The organism is Microbispora bryophytorum (assembly GCF_043197435.1).
Taxonomy (GTDB): Bacteria; Actinomycetota; Actinomycetes; order Streptosporangiales; family Streptosporangiaceae; genus Microbispora; species Microbispora bryophytorum.
In genome coordinates this window covers 403340-420028 of the sequence record NZ_JBICTF010000001.1, presented here as the reverse complement: position 1 = coordinate 420028, position 16689 = coordinate 403340, and the positions used below count along the sequence as shown (strand labels likewise).

The following is a 16689-nucleotide window of genomic DNA, read 5'->3' as shown; positions in this document are numbered from 1 at the left end:
TCACCCAGCAGCAGATCCCATCCAAGTGGGCCAACTCGCCCTCATGGGACAAATGTCCACATAGCAAGACCGCGAGGGCGGCGAAAACCGCTATCGCTGTACCCTTGCCGGTATGGCTCTCGGTCTGCCCTCGCGGCTTCCTGATCGCGTCCCGACGGTCCGCGAACTGCTGGCCGCGGGCGAGCGCTCGTTCTCGTTCGAGTTCCTCCCACCGAAGACCGACGAGGGGGAGCGCCAGCTGTGGCGGGCGATCCGCGAGCTGGAAGCGCTGCGGCCGACGTTCGTCTCCGTGACCTACGGCGCCGGCGGCTCGACCCGGGACCGTACGGTGGACATCGTCGAGCGGCTGGCGCACGAGACGACGCTCACCCCCGTCGCCCACTTCACCGCGGTCGACCACTCGATCCGCGAGCTGCGCCACCTCGTCGGCAGGTTCGCCGACGCGGGCGTGCGCAACATCCTCGCCGTACGCGGCGATCCGCGCGGCGGCAACCCGCTGGACGAGTGGGTGAAGCACCCGGAGGGCGTCCTTTACGCCGAGGAGCTGGTGCGGCTGATCCGCCAGGCGGGGGACTTCTGCGTGGGAGTGGCCGCCTTCCCCTACAAGCACCCCAGGTCGGCGACCATCGAGTCGGACACCGAGTACTTCGTGCAGAAGTGCCGGGCCGGCGCGGACTACGCGATCACCCAGATGTTCTTCGAGGCGGACGACTACCTGCGGCTGCGTGACCGCGTGGCCGCCCGCGGGTGCGACACCCCGATCATCCCCGGCATCATGCCCGTGACGCAGATGAGCACGATCGCCCGGTCGGAGCAGCTGTCCGGTGCGCCGTTCCCGCCGGAGTTGGCCGAGCGGTTCGCGGCCGTCGCCGACGACCCGGCCGCGGTCCGTCGCCTCGGGATCGAGCACGCCATCGAGATGTGCCGGAAGCTTCTCGACGAGGGCGCTCCCGGCATCCACTTCATCACCTTCAACCGGTCGAGCGCGACCCGCGAGGTGTTCCAGGCGCTGCACGGCGTGCCCGCCGCCGTGGCCGGCTGAGCCGGCCGGTCCCGATCAGCCTTCGAGGGCCGCGCCCTCGGGCAGCGGCAGTGGCAGCCGCACCCCGGCGATGACGTACTCCTCGTAACCGCCCGGGAAGACGAACCGGGTCATCAGGTCGGCGAACCCGACGTCCCGGTAGAGGTGCCGGGCCACGGTGGGGGCGTCGTGCGTCGACAGCACGGCCGTGCGCTCCGGGCGGCCCTCGCACAGCGTGTGGATCAGTCGCCGGCCGATTCCCCGGCCCTGATACTCGGGGCGCACGTGGATCTCGGCGATCTCCAGGGCGTCGCCGAACCAGGCGTTCGCCACCACCGGCCCGGCCCGGTCCTGCAGCGCCCCGCGTACGACCTCGTGCCACCACTGCCCCTGGCCGCCGTGGAAGCCGTACGCGAAGCCGGCGACACCGGAGGCCTGCGTGTCCTCGGCGAGCACGCAGTCGAAGTCGGGATAGGTGGCGTGGTTGCGCATGATCGCCATGCGGCCCGCGAGCTGGTCCGACGGCGGACGCATGGCGACCGCGTAGATCTCCAGCACGGTGTCCAGTGCCGCCCTGAACTCGTCGGGCCCCACCCGTCGCAGTTGGATCACTCGTCGCACACTAGCAAAACGACGCCGGGCTGGTCCGGCAGCGTCACTCCACCTCGGTGGCCGTGCCCCCGGTGATGCGCAGCAGTTCGTCGTAGGACGTGGGGAAGACGGTGTGGGGGTGCCCCGCGGCGGCCCACACCACGTCGTGCTTGCTCAGCCAGCTGTCCACCAGCGTGCGCACGGGCGCGGGGTGCCCGACCGGGGCGACACCGCCGATGGGCTGCCCGGTGTGCTCGCGGACGAACTCCGGAGTGGCCCGCCGCACCTTCGCGGCGCCGACGAGCCGCGCGATCAGATCGGTGTTCACCCGGTGGGCGCCGCTGGTCAGCACCAGCAACGGCGCGCCGTCCGCGTCGAAGATCAAGCTGTTGGCGATCGCGCCGACCTCGCAGCCCAGCTGGGCCGCGGCCGTGGCGGCCGTCGGGGCGGCCTCGTCGAGCACGACGACCTCGCCCGTCACCGCGTGGGCCCGCAGGGCCTCCTGAACGCGGACGACGTTCGGATGCAACTTTTCTGCCACCCGGTCACTCTAAACGGATTGCCAGGACATACGCGGCCGATTATGGCCACTTACGATCACGCGGCTCACAATCGGACCGTAAGGTGAGTCCTTTGATCGAGAAGCGGGCTTATGAGGGGGTTGGTCATGATGAGGGGTAGACGGCGACTGCTCGGCGTGGCGGGGGCGGCGACGTTCGCGACCGCCTTCGCGGTTGCCGGCGTGAGCGGCCCGGCGCAGGCGCGCGCCGCCGCGCCGACGGGGACCATCACCACGGGGACCGTGCTCCCGGCGTCCGCGGCGCTCGCCACGTCCTCGGTGCTCGCCACGTCCGCGGCGCTCCCGTCGCTTCCGGTGTCCGCGTCGCTCCCGGCGCGAAGCGCCGTCCCCGCCCGCGCCACGGGGTATCCGCCGTTCACCGCCCCGGGCAAGACGCTCAAGCTCGGCGCCAAGGGCTCGGTCGTGAAGGCGCTGCAGGCCCGGCTGAAGGAGCTCGGGTACGTGCCCGGCAGCGTCGACGGCCGGTACGGCGGGGCCACGCTGACGGCTCTCTGGGCGTTCCAGAAGGTGCAGGGGATCACGCCGACCAGCACGGTCGCCGCCCGCACCTGGAGGGCGCTGGAGAACCCCCGCGCGCCCAAGGTCCTGGTGCCCAGGGGCAAGGCGAGCCGCGTCGAGGTGAACCTGACCAAGCAGGTGATGGTTCTGTACCGGGGCGGCGTGCCGGTGTTGATCAGCCACATCTCCAGCGGCAGCGGCATCCCCTACACCGAGTACGCCACCTGGAACGGCAAGCGGCAGCGGTTCTCCGGCAGCGCCCGCACGCCGACCGGCGACTACAAGACCACCTGGCGGGTCAAGGGCTGGCACCGGTCCTACCTCGGGCAGCTCTACAACCCCATCTTCTTCAACGGCGGCATCGCGCTCCACGGCGCGCTGTCGGTGCCGCTCTACCCGGCGTCGCACGGCTGCGTGCGGCTGCCGATGAACGTGGCGGAGCTTCTGCCGGGCATGCTCGGCAAGGGCGTTCCCGTGCACGTCAGGGGCGCCTTCAGGCGCTGACGCCGGCTCCGGAGGGGCCCCGCGCGAGATGGTCGCGCGGGGCCCCTCCGCCGTTCGCGGCCGGCGTTTCGAACGCGATCCTCGAACACGTATTCGTTGACAGCCTTGACAGGCGACGGGGTCGAATCTATGTTCGATGGGGTGGGCGTGGGACTCGCGGCTCGCGCCCACCCCGTTGGACTCGTGCCTTCGTCGTCGGCGGAGACGGATGCGGCACGGCCTGCGGCGTGGGCCGGACGGGGAGAGGGGAAGCTCCTCGTCCGGCCGCCCACGGGAGCCTGAGAATGCGTCGGGCGATCTCGAGCGGTTCACGGGATCTCCCGGCCGGCGAAATTGTCGGTGCGATCTGCGACTGTGAAGTCACCGGCGACTTCGCCGGAGTGCCACGACTCAAGGAGGCGGGCATGACCGAGCAGAACGACGACGATCACAAGAGCGGGCCCCGGCTCTCGCAGGCGGTTCTGGCACACCTCGCGGACGCCAGGGCATGCCTCGCGGACGCCACCGTCGGGCCCACTCCCGCGGACCGCTACGTGTCGGCCCACCTGGCGGCCCTCCGTGCGGCCGCCGGGATCCTCGCGGCCCGTCCGCGGCCGATGGACGGCCGCAGGCGGCGGCTGCGCAGCGCCTGGGAGCTGCTGCCGGAGGCCGAGCCCAAGCTCGCGGACTGGGCGGCCTACTTCGCGGTGAGCGCGGCCAAGCGCGCGGCGGCCGAGGCCGGCATGGTCCGGTCCGTCACGCCGAACGACGCAGAGGAGATCATAGCGGAGGCGGACAGGTTCGTCGGCGAGGTCGAGTCGATCCTCGGCCTGCCCGGCCGTCCCACTCTGCCCATGGCCGGCTGACCTCCGTCCCCGCCCCTGACCCCGTGCGCCCGTTCAGCATGGCCGTAAACGGTGATCGGCCGGGGACGGTGATCAGATGGCGACGGTGATCAGACGGGGTCGCGCTCCAGCGGGCAGCTCATGCACCGCGGCCCGCCGCGTCCGCGGCCGAGCTCGCTCCCCCGGATCGTGATGACCTCGATGCCGTGCCTGCGCAGGTGGTTGTTGGTCGTGGTGTTGCGCTCGTAGGCCACGACCACGCCGGGTTCCAGCGCCAGCACGTTGCAGCCGTCGTCCCACTGCTCGCGCTCGGCCGCGTGCACGTCCTGCGTCGGCGTGAGGACCTTGATGTCGTCGAGGCCGAGGGCCCGCGCGATCGCCTTGTGCATGTCCTCCGGCGGGTGGTCGGTGACCTTCAGCTCCTTGTCGGTGTCGCCCGGCTCCACCGTGTACGACGGGAGCATGCCGAGCCCGGCGTACTTGGTGAACACGCCCACGTCGACGTTGGTCATCACGGTGTCGAGGTGCATGAACGCGCGGGTCTTGGGCAGGTCGAGCGCCACGATGCGGGCCGCCGACCCCGTCCGGAACAGGTTGGTCGCCAGCATCTCCACGGCCTGCGGCTGGGTGCGCTCGCTCACCCCGACGAGCACGACGCCGTTGCCGAGCACCAGGACGTCGCCGCCCTCGATGGTGGCCGGGGCCATGCGCACGCCCTCGTACCAGACGTTGAACCCGCCGGCGTCGGGGTTGTCGTAGCCCGCGGCGAACAGCGGGTGCCACCGGTAGACCGTCTCGTAGTTGACGGTCTCCCGCCTGCGCGCCTTCTTCCGCATCGGGTTGATCGACACTCCGTCGTACACCCAGCAGGAGGTGTCGCGGGCGAACAGGTGGTTGGGCAGCGGCGGGAGGACGAAGTCGTCCATGCCGAGGGTGTGGAACGCGATGGAGCCGGGGTCGCAGCCCAGCTCCATGATCTCGCGTTTGGTGATCCCGCCGGTCAGCAGGGGCGCGAGCGCGTCCGCGTCGAGGGCGTCGAACGTGTTGCGGATCGCGTCGGCGGCCAGGGGGCCGAACCAGTGCTCGTCGACGCTGCCGTCGAGGATGTGCTTGCGCGCGTCGGGGATCTCGATGACCTCCCGCAGGAGATCGCCGAGGTGGTGCACCGTGACGCCGCGCCCGGCGAGCACCTCGCACCACTCTCGGTGCTCCTCCAGCGCGCGGTGCACCCACAGCACGTCGTCGAACAGCAGGCCGTCCTTGTTGCCCGGGGTGAGCCGCTTGAGCGCGAGTTCGGGTATGTCGACCAGGACCTGGCGAAGCCTGCCCACCTCGGAGCCCACGTGAAACGTCATGTCCTGCCTATCCCCGCGTGGCGGCAATCACTCGTCACCGGCGGCTCTCCGTTGCCGGAGCGTCGCCGGTGACGAGGCGGTGCCTGACACCGCCCGGCGCGAGCGCGGGCCACGCGCCGCAGGGCCTGGTCCGTCAGGCGCGACAGACACGAGGGGAGCCGGGCAGGACGGACGTCGGCGCGGGGAGCCGCGCGCGAACCGGGCGGAAGGTCAGAAGGACTCGACGGCGCGGCGGGCCTCGGCGTCGAGCACGCCCCAGTGGATGAACTCCTCGGTCAGCTCGACCGGCGACTTGTCATAGATGACCGCGAGCGAGCGCAGGTCCTCCTGCCGGATGGACAGCACCTTGCCGTTGTAGTCACCCCGCTGGCTCTGAATGGTGGCGGCGTAACGGGCAAGCGGGCCGGCCTTGTCCTTCGGCAGCTGTGACAGCCGCTCCAGGTCGATGACCAGCTTGGGAGCGGGCGCAAGCGGGCTCGGAGCGGCTCCGCCCGGAAGAAGCTCCGACACCGGCACTCCGTAGAAATCCGCGAGCTCGGCGAGCTTCTGCACGGTCACCGCGCGGTCGCCGCGCTCGTAGGAGCCCACGACGACGGCCTTCCACCGTCCGCGGGACTTCTCCTCCACACCGTGCAGGGACAGCCCCTGCTGGGTCCGGATTGCGCGCAGGCGCGCGCCCAGCGACTTGGCGTAGTCAGACGGCATCGTGTGGCCCCCGGCTTTCTATGGCTCTTCTCACTTGATTGTGCGTCCTTGTCCCAAGCGTTCCGAACACCGGGGCTGGTGCCCGCGACCGGCACCTTCGGTGACCGCTGCGTCGGGTTTTACCCAGGAAGGTCGCGTGTTGTGGTTACGGACAGTGACGGTAAAGCCGACACTCCCAAAGGTCAAGCTGATTGGAAAAAAGAGCGTCAAACAGTGCTCTCACCGAAATCACCGACACCGGCGTGATGTGGCTTCCGATCCCCGGCCCGCCCTCCGAACGTCCCGGAACGTCACCGGAAGATTCCCGAAGGTCCCCGAAGACCCCCGGCACGTCCTCGTCACGCCGAGGGCGAACGGCTCCTCCGCGGGCATCACCCCTGGCGGGAGGGGGGTTCGCAGACGGTCCTGATACTCTAAGCACAACCGACACCCTTTTAAGACCCGTCCAGTGAGGCGGGAAAGGCGGTGACTTTTTCATGTCTGATGCCCGAAATCAGGCCCGTGCCGTTCTGGAGGGGCCCGACATCCATCGGGCGCTCACCCGGATCGCGCACGAGATCCTCGAACGCACCAGGGGCGCGGAGAGCGTCGTCCTGCTCGGCATCCCCACCCGCGGCGCCACCCTCGCGCACCGCATCGCCGGGCGCATCGCCCAGTTCGAAGGGATCAAGGTCCCCGTCGGGGCCATCGACGTCACGATGTACCGCGACGATCTGCGCCTGCGGCCCGCGCGCCCGCTCGGCCGCACCGAACTGCCCCCGGACGGCGTGGACGGCAGGACCGTCGTCCTCGTGGACGACGTCCTCTACTCCGGCCGCACCGTGCGCGCCGCGCTCGACGCGCTGAACGACGTGGGCAGGCCCAGGGCCGTCCAGCTCGCCACGCTCGTCGACCGCGGCCACCGGGAGCTGCCGATCCGCGCCGACTACGTCGGCAAGAACCTGCCGACCTCCAAGAGCGAGAAGGTCAAGGTCTTCCTGGAGGAGACGGACGGGCGCGACGCGGTCGTGCTCATCAAGGAGGACGACCGATGAAGCGTCACCTGATCTCGACCGGCGACCTCACCCGCGACGACGCGCTCCTCATCCTCGACACGGCCGAGGAGCTGGCGCGGGTCTCGCAGCGGTCCATCAAGAAGCTGCCGACGCTGCGCGGCCGCACTGTGGTGAACCTCTTCTTCGAGGACTCCACCCGGACCCGCATCTCCTTCGAGGCCGCGGCCAAGCGCCTGTCGGCCGACGTGATCAACTTCTCGGCCAAGGGGTCGAGCGTGTCCAAGGGCGAGTCGCTGAAGGACACCGCGCTCACCCTGGAGGCCATGGGCGCCGACGCCGTGGTGATCCGGCACAGCGCCTCGGGCGCGCCGCACCGCCTGGCCACCTGGGTGCGCGGCAGCGTGGTCAACGCCGGGGACGGCACCCACGAGCACCCCACCCAGGCGCTGCTCGACGCCTTCAGCATCCGCCGCCGGCTGGGCCGGCTGGAGGGCCTGAAGATCGCCGTCGTGGGCGACGTGCTGCACAGCCGGGTCGCCCGGTCCAACGTGCTGCTGCTGCACACGCTCGGCGCGGAGGTGACGCTGGTCGCGCCGCCGACCCTGCTGCCGGTGACGGTCGAGACCTGGCCCTGCCAGATCTCGTACGACCTCGACGCCGTGCTGCCCAAGTCGGACGTCGTGATGATGCTGCGGGTCCAGCTCGAACGGATGAACGCGGCCTACTTCCCCTCGGCGCGGGAGTACAGCCGCCGCTACGGCCTCGACCGCGACCGCTTCGCCCGCCTGCACGACGACGCCATCGTCATGCACCCCGGCCCGATGAACCGCGGCATGGAGATCTCCGCGGAGGTCGCCGACTCGCCGCGCTCGACGATCGTCGAGCAGGTCGCCAACGGTGTGACGGTCCGGATGGCCGTCCTCTACCTGCTGCTCGGCGGTTCCGAGCCCGCGATCGGAGGCGCCGAATGAGCACCTACGACCTTCACGAGGGGACTGTGACCACCATCCTCATCAGGGGAGCCCGGATCCTGGGCGGCGCCCCGAGCGACATCCTGCTGCGCGACGGCGTGGTGGCGGACATCGGCGACCTCGCCGGCGTCAGGGCCGACCAGACGGTCGACGCCGACGGGCTGATCGCCCTGCCCGGCCTGGTGGACCTGCACACCCACCTGCGCGAGCCCGGCCGGGAGGACGCCGAGACCGTGGAGACCGGCACCCAGGCCGCGGCGCGGGGCGGGTACACCGCCGTCCACGCCATGGCCAACACCTCCCCGGTGGCCGACACCGCCGGCGTGGTCGAGCAGGTCTGGCGGCTCGGCCAGGAATACGGCCACTGCGACGTGCAGCCCGTGGGCGCCGTGACCTCCGGCCTCGGGGGCAGCCAGCTGGCCGAGCTCGGCGCGATGGCCGACTCCGCGGCCCGCGTGCGGGTCTTCTCCGACGACGGCAAGTGCGTGTCCGACGCCGTGCTGATGCGCCGGGCTCTGGAGTACGTCAAGGCGTTCGACGGCGTCGTGGCCCAGCACGCCCAGGAGCCCCGGCTGACCGAGGGCGCCCAGCTCAACGAGGGCGAGGTGTCGGCCAGGCTCGGCCTGATCGGCTGGCCGGCGGTCGCCGAGGAGGCGATCATCGCGCGCGACTGCCTGCTCGCCGCGCACGTCGGCTCCCGGCTGCACGTCTGCCACGTCTCCACCGCGGGCTCCGTCGAGATCATCCGCTGGGCCAAGTCGAAGGGCTGGGACGTGACCGCCGAGGTCACCCCGCACCACCTGCTGCTGACCGACTCCTGCGCGGAGAGGTCGCCGCTCGGGCCGTACAACCCGATCTACAAGGTGAACCCGCCGCTGCGCACCGCCGAGGACGTGCGGGCGCTGCGCGAGGCGCTGGCCGACGGCACGATCGACTGCGTGGCCACCGACCACGCCCCCCACCCGGTCGAGGACAAGGAGACCGAGTGGGCCGCGGCGGCCATGGGGATGATCGGCCTGGAGACCGCCCTGTCCGTGGTCCAGGAGGCCATGGTCGAGACCGGGCTGCTCGACTGGGCCGGCGTCGCCGACCGCATGTCCGCGCGGCCGGCCGCGATCGGCCGCCTGGCCGGGCACGGCCGCCCCGTCGAGCCCGGCGCCCCCGGCAACCTCACGCTGTTCGACCCGTCGGTCCGGCAGCCCGTCGACCCCGCCGCGATGGCGTCGAAGAGCCGCAACACCCCCTATGAGGGGCTGACCCTGCCCGGCCGCGTCGTCGCGACGTTCCTGCGCGGCCGTCCCACCGTTCTCGAAGGGAAGCTCGTATGACAGCCCTGCTCGTGCTTGAGGACGGACGCGTCTTCGAGGGGACGCCGTACGGCGCCGTGGGCGAGACGTTCGGCGAGATGGTCTTCAACACCGGCATGACCGGCTACCAGGAGACGCTCACCGACCCCTCCTACCACCGCCAGATCGTCGCGATGACCGCCCCGCACATCGGCAACACCGGTGTCAACGACGAGGACCCCGAGTCCCGCAGGGTCTGGGTCGCGGGCTACGTGGTGCGCGAGCCGTCCCGGATCCCGTCGAACTGGCGCTCCCGCAGGACGCTCGACGACTACCTGCGCGACCAGGGCGTGGTCGGCATCGCGATGCCCGGCACCCGCGCCCTCACCCGCCATCTGCGCGAGCGCGGCGCGATGCGCGCGGGCGTCTTCAGCGAGGGCGGCGAGATCGCCGACCTGGTCGAGCGGGTGCGGCGCTCGCCCGGCATGGAGGGCGCCGACCTGGCCCGCGAGGTCAGCACGGCCGAGCCGTACGTCGTGCCGGCGGCCGGGCGCAAGCGCTTCACCGTCGCCGCGGTCGACCTCGGCATCAAGGCCATGACCCCGCAGCGGATGTCCGAGCGGGGATGCGAGGTGCACGTGCTGCCGGCGACCGTCAAGGCGGCCGACATCCTCGCCCTCGATCCCGACGGCGTCTTCTTCTCCAACGGCCCGGGCGACCCCGCCGCGGCCGAATACGCGGTCGAGTCGCTGCGCGAGGTGCTGGACGAGAGGGTGCCGTTCTTCGGCATCTGCTTCGGCAACCAGATCCTCGGCCGGGCGCTCGGCCTCGGCACCTACAAGCTGCGCTACGGCCACCGCGGAGTGAACCAGCCGGTACAGGACCGCAGGACCGGCAAGGTCGAGATCTCCGCGCACAACCACGGCTTCGCCGTGCGCGCGCCGCTCGACGGGCCCTTCGAGACCCCGTACGGCGCGGCCGAGGTGAGCCATGTCAACCTCAACGACGACTGCGTGGAGGGGCTGCGCCTGCTGGAGCGCCCCGCGTTCAGCGTGCAGTACCACCCCGAGGCGGCCGCGGGCCCGCACGACGCCGCGTACCTGTTCGACGAGTTCTGCGAGCTGATGGAGCGAGGGAGCGGCGCGCGGCGTGTCTCCCCTGCGAGCGAGGCTCAGTCATTTGGCGCGCCCCAGGCGCGACGGAGCGCGACCGGGAACACGGACAAGAAGGGGGCCGAGGGTGCCTAAGCGTACGGACATCAGGTCCGTCATGGTGATCGGCTCCGGCCCGATCGTCATCGGACAGGCGTGTGAGTTCGACTACTCCGGCACCCAGGCCTGCCGCGTCCTGCGCAGCGAGGGATTCCGGGTCGTCCTGGTCAACAGCAACCCCGCGACGATCATGACGGATCCGGAGTTCGCCGACGCCACCTACGTCGAGCCGATCACGCCGGACATCGTCGAGAAGATCATCGCCAAGGAGCGGCCCGAGGCGCTGCTGCCCACGCTGGGCGGCCAGACGGCGCTCAACACCGCCGTGGCGCTGCACGAGGCGGGCGTGCTCGACAAGTACGGCGTCGAGCTGATCGGCGCCGACATCGACGCCATCCAGGCGGGGGAGAACCGCGAGCGGTTCAAGGAGATCGTCGCCAAGGTCGCCGCCGAGCACGGCCTCAACGCCGAGTCGGCGCGCAGCGTCATCTGCCACACCATGGACGAGTGCCTGCGCGGGGCCGGCGAGCTGGGCTACCCGGTCGTCGTCCGCCCGAGCTTCACCATGGGCGGCGCCGGCTCCGGCTTCGCCCACGACGAGCAGGAGCTGCGCCGCATCGCCGGCGCCGGCCTCGACGCGTCCCCGACCACCGAGGTGCTCCTGGAGGAGTCGATCCTCGGCTGGAAGGAGTACGAGCTCGAGGTCATGCGGGACCGCAACGACAACGTGGTCATCGTGTGCTCCATCGAGAACATCGACCCGATGGGCGTTCACACCGGCGACAGCGTGACCGTGGCGCCCGCGCTGACACTGACCGACCGCGAGTACCAGAACATGCGCGACGTCGCGATCGCGGTCATCCGCGAGGTCGGCGTCGACACCGGCGGCTGCAACATCCAGTTCGCGGTCGACCCGGAGACCGGCCGGATGATCGTCATCGAGATGAACCCGCGGGTGTCGCGGTCGTCGGCGCTGGCGTCCAAGGCCACCGGCTTCCCGATCGCCAAGATCGCCGCCAAGCTCGCGATCGGCTACACCCTCGACGAGATCCCCAACGACATCACCAAGGAGACCCCGGCGTCGTTCGAGCCGTCGCTCGACTACATCGTGGTCAAGGTGCCGAGGTTCGCGTTCGAGAAGTTCGCCGGGGCGGACGAGACGCTGACCACCCACATGAAGTCGGTCGGCGAGGCGATGGCGATCGGCCGCTCCTTCCCCGAGGCGCTGCAGAAGGCGCTGCGGTCGCTGGAGAAGAAGGGGTCGTCGTTCAGCTGGACGGGCGAGCCCGGCGACCTGGACGAGCTCCTGGAGGCCTGCCGCAGGCCGCACGACGGGCGGCTGCGCACCATGCAGCAGGCCATCAGGGCGGGCGCGACCCCCGAGCAGGTCCACGAGGCCACGTCGGTGGACCCGTGGTTCGTCGACCAGCTCTTCGCGATCGACGAGGTCGCCCGGTCGATCACCGCGCTCGACCGGCCCACCCTCGAGCTGGCCAAGCGGAACGGCTTCAGCGACGCGCAGATCGCCGAGATCCTGGGAGTGCCGGAGCCCGAGGTGCGGGCCAGGCGTTACGAGCACGGCGTCCGGCCCGTCTACAACACCGTGGACACCTGCGCCGCCGAGTTCGCCGCCCGCACCCCGTACCTCTACTCGACCTACGACGAGGAGAACGAGGTGCCGGTGGGGGACCGGCCCAAGGTGATCATCCTTGGCAGCGGGCCCAACCGCATCGGCCAGGGCATCGAGTTCGACTACGCCTGCGTGCACGCGTCGTTCGAGCTGGCCAAGGCCGGCTACGAGACCGTGATGGTCAACTGCAACCCCGAGACCGTCTCGACCGACTACGACACCTCCGACCGGCTCTACTTCGAGCCGCTCACGCTGGAGGACGTTCTCGAGGTCGTGCACGCCGAGCAGGAGACCGGGCCGGTCGCCGGCGTCATCGTGCAGCTCGGCGGCCAGACGCCGCTGGGGCTCGCCCAGGCGCTCAAGGACGCGGGTGTGCCCGTGGTCGGCACCTCGCCCGAGTCGATCCACCTCGCCGAGGACCGGGGCGCGTTCGGGCAGGTCCTCGCCGAGGCCGGGCTGCCCGCGCCCCGGCACGGCACGGCGACGACCGTGGAGGAGGCGCGGGCGGTCGCCGAGGAGATCGGCTACCCGGTGCTCGTGCGGCCGTCGTACGTGCTCGGCGGCGCCGGCATGGCGATCGTGTACGACGAGGACACCCTCGGGGAGTACATGGCGAAGGCGGCCTCCGAGCACCCGGTGCTGATCGACCGGTTCCTCGACGACGCCATCGAGATCGACGTGGATGCGCTGTTCGACGGCGAGGAGCTCTACCTCGGCGGCGTCATGGAGCACATCGAGGAGGCCGGCATCCACTCCGGCGACTCGGCGTGCGCGCTGCCGCCGATCACGCTGGGCGGCTTCGACATCAAGCGGATCCGCGCGGCCACCGAGGCCATCGCCCGCGGCGTGGGCGTGCGCGGCCTGCTGAACGTCCAGTACGCGATGGCTTCCAACGTGCTGTACGTCCTGGAGGCCAACCCCAGGGCCAGCCGTACGGTGCCGTTCGTGTCCAAGGCGACGGCGGTGCCGCTGGCCAAGGCGGCGGCGCGGCTGACGATGGGCGCGACGATCGCGGAGCTGCGCGCCGAGGGCATGCTGCCCGCCGACTACGACGGCGGCACGCTGCCGATGGACGCGCCGGTCGCGGTCAAGGAGGCGGTGCTGCCGTTCAACCGGTTCCGCGGCGTGGACATCGTGCTCGGGCCGGAGATGCGCTCGACCGGCGAGGTCATGGGCATCGACGAGTTCTTCGGCACGGCCTTCGCCAAGTCGCAGTCGGCGGCCTACGGCGCGCTGCCGACCAAGGGCCGGGCGTTCGTCTCGGTCGCCAACAAGGACAAGCGGGCCATGATCTTCCCCGTGAAGGCGCTGGCGGACCTCGGTTTCGAGATCCTGGCCACGGAGGGCACCGCCGAGGTGCTGCGCCGCAACGGCGTCCGTGCCAAGATCGTGCGCAAGCACAGCGACGGCGCCGGTCCCGACGGCGAGCCGACGATCGTGCGGCGCATCCTCGACGGGGAGGTGGACCTCATCGTGAACACCCCGTTCGGCAGCCCCGGCCAGTCCGGGCCGCGCCTGGACGGGTACGAGATCCGCACCGCCGCCGTCAACCGCGGCATCGCCTGCGTCACGACCGTCCAGGGCCTGGCCGCCGCCGTGCAGGGCATCCAGCACATCGTCAGGGGCGACATCGACGTGCGATCGCTCCAGGAGCACGCCAGGAGGCTGCGAGACTAGCCCGAGACACGCGGAGGGTGCCATGGGCGCGGAGGGCCGTACGCATCGCGCGCCCCCGGCACGACCTCACCGGCTCAGGCGCCCGTAGCCGGTAGGGTCAGCGGCGCGACGATCAGGGAGGAAGGGAGTGGCCGGCAGTCCGGTTCAGGTCACGGGCACGGTGCTGACGACGCGCCGGGTGGACGCCTACCATGCGCTCACCGTCGTCGCGCCGGGCATCGCCGACCGGTTCCGGCCCGGCCACTTCGTCACGGTCGCCGTCGGGGGCCGCGACTCCTCGTTGCTCACCCGGCGGGCCTTCACGATCCACGACGTGAAGCCGGACTACGGTGGCACGGTGGAGCTCGTCTTCGGCGTGCGCGGTCCCGGGACGGCGTGGCTCGCCGACCTGCGGGCGCGTGACACCCTCGACCTGGTCGGCCCGCTCGGCCGTCCCTTCCCCCTGCCCCGCGACCCCTGCACCTGCGTGCTGGTCGGCGACGAGCACGGCGCGGCGCCGATGTTCGCGCTGGCGGACGCGTTGCAGCAGCGGGGCTGCCGCATCGACTTCGTGCTGGGGGCGCCGTCGGCCGACCGGGTCTTCGGGGCGCTGCGGGCCCGCCGGATGGGCGAGACGACCACGTTGACGACCGAGGACGGTTCGCTGGGCATGCGCGGCAAGGTGACCGACGTGCTGCCCGGCGTGATCGCCGACGCGCGGGCCGACGCGCTCTACGCGTGCGGGCCGATGGAGACGCTGCGCGGGGTCACGGCGATCGCCGTCGAGCTCGGCGTCCCCGTGCAGGTTGCGGTGGAGGAGTCCATGGCCTGCGGCATCGGCGTCTGCATGACCTGCGTTGTGCCGGTCATCGGCGACGACGGCGTGACCCGCATGGTCCGCGCCTGCACCGAGGGGCCGGTGTTCCGGGGCGAGCGGGTGCGGTTCGACGACGTCGGGACGATCCCGTTCGACGCGCTCGGCGCGCCCGGCGGACGGCATGTCTGAGCCGGGGCGGGGGAGGCGGCCGTGACCGCCGACCTGCGGACCTACCTGGCCCATGTGGAGCTGCCCAACCCGGTGCTGACCGCCTCGGGCTGCGGCGGGACCGGCCGCGAGCTGGCGCAGTTCTCCGACGTCCACCGGCTGGGCGCGTTCGTCACCCGGTCGATCACCATGGCCCCGCGCGCGGGGCGGCCGACGCCGCGGATGGCCGAGACCCCCTCCGGGCTGCTGAACGCCGTGGGCCTGCAGGGCCCGGGCGTCGAGGCGTTCCTGGAGCGTGAGCTGCCCTGGCTGGCCGAGCGCGGGGCCCGCACCGTCGTGTCCATCGGCGGCGGCACCGTGACCGAGTTCACCGCGCTGGCCCGGCGCCTGGCAGGCGCCGACGGCATCACCGCCGTGGAGATCAACCTGTCGTGCCCCAACGTCGAGGACCGCGGCAGGGTGTTCGCCCGCGACGGAGCCGCCGCGGCGGAGGTCGTGGCCTCGGTGCGCGCGGCCACGCCGTACGAGGTGCCGGTGATCGCCAAGCTGTCCCCGGACGTCGCGGACGTCGTCGCGGTCGCACGCGCGTGCGTGGACGGCGGCGCCGACGCCCTCGCGATGATCAACACCCCGGTCGGGATGAGCATCGACGTGGACACGATGCGCCCCTCGCTCGCGGCGGGCACCGGCGGCCTGTCCGGCCCCGCCGTACGGCCCCTGGCGGTGCGCTGCGTGTGGCAGGTCCACGCGGCGCTGCCGGGAGTGCCGATCATCGGCATGGGCGGCGTCTCGACCGGCAGGGACGCCCTTGAGCTCGTCCTGGCGGGCGCCTGCGCCGTCGCGGTGGGCACGGCGCTGTTCCACGACCCCTACGCCTGCCCGCGCGTCCTGAGGGAGCTTGAGGAGCTCCTGCAGGAGCGCGGGTTCGACCGGCTCGCCGACGCCGTGGGCCTGGCCCACCGCCCGGCGGGCGCGCAAACACGATCGCGATCAGATCTCGAGGAGAGTTCGCTTTGACCACGCCCGCTCCCATCGCCGTCGCCCTCGACGCGCCCGACCTGGAGACCGCCGCCCGCTGGGCCGGCCTGGTCACCCCGCACGTTTCCACGGTGAAGGTGGGACTGGAGCTCTACCTGCGGTACGGGCCCGACGTGATCGCCTCGGTCCGCGGCGCCAGCGGCGTGCAGGTCTTCCTGGACCTCAAGCTGCACGACATCCCGAACACCGTCGGCGCAGCCGCCCGGGCGGTCGCCCGGCTCAAGCCGACCTACCTCACCGTGCACGCAGCGGGGGGCTCCGCGATGGTCAGGGCGGCCGTCGAGGGGGCCCCCAACACCCGGATCGCGGCCGTGACGCTCCTGACGTCGCTTTCTGAGGCCGATCTCCGGCAGATCGGTGTCCAGGGACCCCCTGCGGACGCCGCGCGCCGTATGGCCGCCGTAGCCGTCGGCGCGGGCGCCCAGGCCCTCGTCTGCTCGCCCAGGGAGGTCGCCGCCGTACGCGCGGAGGTCGGCCCGGACGTGACATTGATCACTCCGGGCGTGCGGCCGGTCGGTGCCGACACCCAGGACCAGGCGAGGGTGGCCACCCCGGAGGACGCGATCGCCAACGGGGCCGATCTCCTCGTGATCGGACGGCCCATCACCGGGGCGCCCGACCCGGGTGCGGCGGCCGCCGGGATCGCCGCCGCACTGCGCCGCGTGAGCCTGTGAGGGAGCGCCGGGCGGCCTTGGCGCCGTCACCTTGGGTCATCCCGCTCCGCGCCTGCTGAGGCGGTTTTGATCTACGAAGAGTGACTTTTCCAATACCAAAAGTAGTAAAATCAATTTTGTAGTCCGAGAAACCGCCCTTGACGTTGCCGTTACGGCCAAGACCAG

At 71.5% G+C, this 16689-nt stretch carries 15 protein-coding genes; 11 read left to right on the top strand and 4 right to left on the bottom strand.

Annotated features, from left to right (window positions below; translation table 11 throughout):
• Positions 1-112 precede the first annotated feature (112 nt).
• A complete protein-coding gene (metF, locus tag ACGFIB_RS01915) occupies positions 113-1042 on the top strand; it encodes a methylenetetrahydrofolate reductase [NAD(P)H] (protein WP_142568496.1) in 930 nt (309 codons plus the stop codon).
• A gap of 15 nt (positions 1043-1057) precedes the next feature.
• Here the strand turns inward: metF and ACGFIB_RS01910 are convergent, their stop codons facing one another.
• Positions 1058-1633, bottom strand: a complete 576-nt coding sequence (locus ACGFIB_RS01910; protein ID WP_142568497.1) for a GNAT family N-acetyltransferase — start codon at positions 1631-1633, stop codon at positions 1058-1060.
• Positions 1634-1676: 43 nt separating this feature from the next.
• A complete protein-coding gene (locus ACGFIB_RS01905) occupies positions 1677-2153 on the bottom strand; it encodes a YbaK/EbsC family protein (RefSeq protein ID WP_393367844.1) in 477 nt (158 codons plus the stop codon).
• Positions 2154-2279: 126 nt separating this feature from the next.
• On the opposite strand from ACGFIB_RS01905, the gene ACGFIB_RS01900 reads away from it, so the two are divergent.
• Together ACGFIB_RS01900 and ACGFIB_RS01895 are read left to right on the top strand one after the other, a co-directional pair.
• Entirely contained in the window at positions 2280-3194 is a 915-nt protein-coding gene (locus ACGFIB_RS01900; protein WP_393367842.1) for a L,D-transpeptidase family protein, read from the top strand.
• Between the two features lie 404 nt (positions 3195-3598).
• Positions 3599-4039, top strand: a complete 441-nt coding sequence (locus ACGFIB_RS01895; RefSeq protein WP_142568500.1) for an SAV_6107 family HEPN domain-containing protein — start codon at positions 3599-3601, stop codon at positions 4037-4039.
• A gap of 89 nt (positions 4040-4128) precedes the next feature.
• Here ACGFIB_RS01895 and ACGFIB_RS01890 read toward each other — a convergent pair whose 3' ends face one another.
• A complete protein-coding gene (locus ACGFIB_RS01890; RefSeq protein ID WP_357240043.1) occupies positions 4129-5373 on the bottom strand; it encodes an arginine deiminase in 1245 nt (414 codons plus the stop codon).
• A gap of 210 nt (positions 5374-5583) precedes the next feature.
• On the bottom strand, positions 5584-6078 hold the full coding sequence (gene bldD, locus ACGFIB_RS01885; RefSeq protein ID WP_030508976.1) for a transcriptional regulator BldD: 495 nt from the start codon (positions 6076-6078) through the stop codon (positions 5584-5586).
• Positions 6079-6554: 476 nt separating this feature from the next.
• Between bldD and pyrR the strand changes: the two genes are divergently transcribed.
• The 8 genes from pyrR to pyrF all read left to right on the top strand — a co-directional run bounded on the left by pyrR (position 6555) and on the right by pyrF (position 16524).
• Positions 6555-7112, top strand: a complete 558-nt coding sequence (pyrR, locus tag ACGFIB_RS01880; RefSeq protein ID WP_139574481.1) for a bifunctional pyr operon transcriptional regulator/uracil phosphoribosyltransferase PyrR — start codon at positions 6555-6557, stop codon at positions 7110-7112.
• Entirely contained in the window at positions 7109-8044 is a 936-nt protein-coding gene (locus tag ACGFIB_RS01875; RefSeq protein WP_142568504.1) for an aspartate carbamoyltransferase catalytic subunit, read from the top strand. Before pyrR ends, ACGFIB_RS01875 begins: the two co-directional genes overlap by 4 nt.
• Positions 8041-9372 (top strand): dihydroorotase, encoded by a 1332-nt coding sequence (locus tag ACGFIB_RS01870; RefSeq protein WP_223852711.1) that lies wholly within the window; start codon positions 8041-8043, stop codon positions 9370-9372. The genes ACGFIB_RS01875 and ACGFIB_RS01870 overlap by 4 nt, the downstream gene beginning before the upstream one ends.
• Positions 9369-10577, top strand: coding sequence for a glutamine-hydrolyzing carbamoyl-phosphate synthase small subunit (gene carA / locus ACGFIB_RS01865; protein WP_357257941.1), 1209 nt, complete (start codon positions 9369-9371; stop codon positions 10575-10577). The genes ACGFIB_RS01870 and carA overlap by 4 nt, the downstream gene beginning before the upstream one ends.
• Positions 10570-13848 (top strand): carbamoyl-phosphate synthase large subunit, encoded by a 3279-nt coding sequence (gene carB, locus ACGFIB_RS01860; protein WP_393367838.1) that lies wholly within the window; start codon positions 10570-10572, stop codon positions 13846-13848. Before carA ends, carB begins: the two co-directional genes overlap by 8 nt.
• A gap of 127 nt (positions 13849-13975) precedes the next feature.
• Complete coding sequence (locus tag ACGFIB_RS01855) at positions 13976-14833, top strand: dihydroorotate dehydrogenase electron transfer subunit (RefSeq protein ID WP_142568509.1); 858 nt, start codon at positions 13976-13978, stop codon at positions 14831-14833.
• 21 nt (positions 14834-14854) lie between these two features.
• Positions 14855-15829: a dihydroorotate dehydrogenase gene (locus ACGFIB_RS01850; protein ID WP_142568511.1), complete on the top strand. Its 975-nt coding sequence runs from the start codon at positions 14855-14857 to the stop codon at positions 15827-15829.
• Positions 15826-16524 carry an orotidine-5'-phosphate decarboxylase gene (gene pyrF / locus ACGFIB_RS01845; RefSeq protein WP_142568513.1) on the top strand — a complete coding sequence of 233 codons (699 nt, stop codon included), beginning with the start codon at positions 15826-15828 and terminating at the stop codon, positions 16522-16524. Before ACGFIB_RS01850 ends, pyrF begins: the two co-directional genes overlap by 4 nt.
• The last annotated feature ends 165 nt before the right edge of the window (positions 16525-16689 follow it).

Excerpts from the sequence above, each read along its gene's own strand:
- metF (WP_142568496.1), top strand. The coding sequence starts at position 113 with ATGGCTCTCGGTCTGCCCTCGCGGCTTCCTGATCGCGTCCCGACGGTC.
- ACGFIB_RS01900 (WP_393367842.1), top strand. The coding sequence starts at position 2,280 with ATGATGAGGGGTAGACGGCGACTGCTCGGCGTGGCGGGGGCGGCGACG.
- ACGFIB_RS01895 (WP_142568500.1), top strand. The coding sequence starts at position 3,599 with ATGACCGAGCAGAACGACGACGATCACAAGAGCGGGCCCCGGCTCTCG.
- ACGFIB_RS01890 (WP_357240043.1), bottom strand. The coding sequence starts at position 5,373 with ATGACGTTTCACGTGGGCTCCGAGGTGGGCAGGCTTCGCCAGGTCCTG.
- bldD (WP_030508976.1), bottom strand. The coding sequence starts at position 6,078 with ATGCCGTCTGACTACGCCAAGTCGCTGGGCGCGCGCCTGCGCGCAATC.
- pyrR (WP_139574481.1), top strand. The coding sequence starts at position 6,555 with ATGTCTGATGCCCGAAATCAGGCCCGTGCCGTTCTGGAGGGGCCCGAC.
- ACGFIB_RS01875 (WP_142568504.1), top strand. The coding sequence starts at position 7,109 with ATGAAGCGTCACCTGATCTCGACCGGCGACCTCACCCGCGACGACGCG.
- ACGFIB_RS01870 (WP_223852711.1), top strand. The coding sequence starts at position 8,041 with ATGAGCACCTACGACCTTCACGAGGGGACTGTGACCACCATCCTCATC.
- carA (WP_357257941.1), top strand. The coding sequence starts at position 9,369 with ATGACAGCCCTGCTCGTGCTTGAGGACGGACGCGTCTTCGAGGGGACG.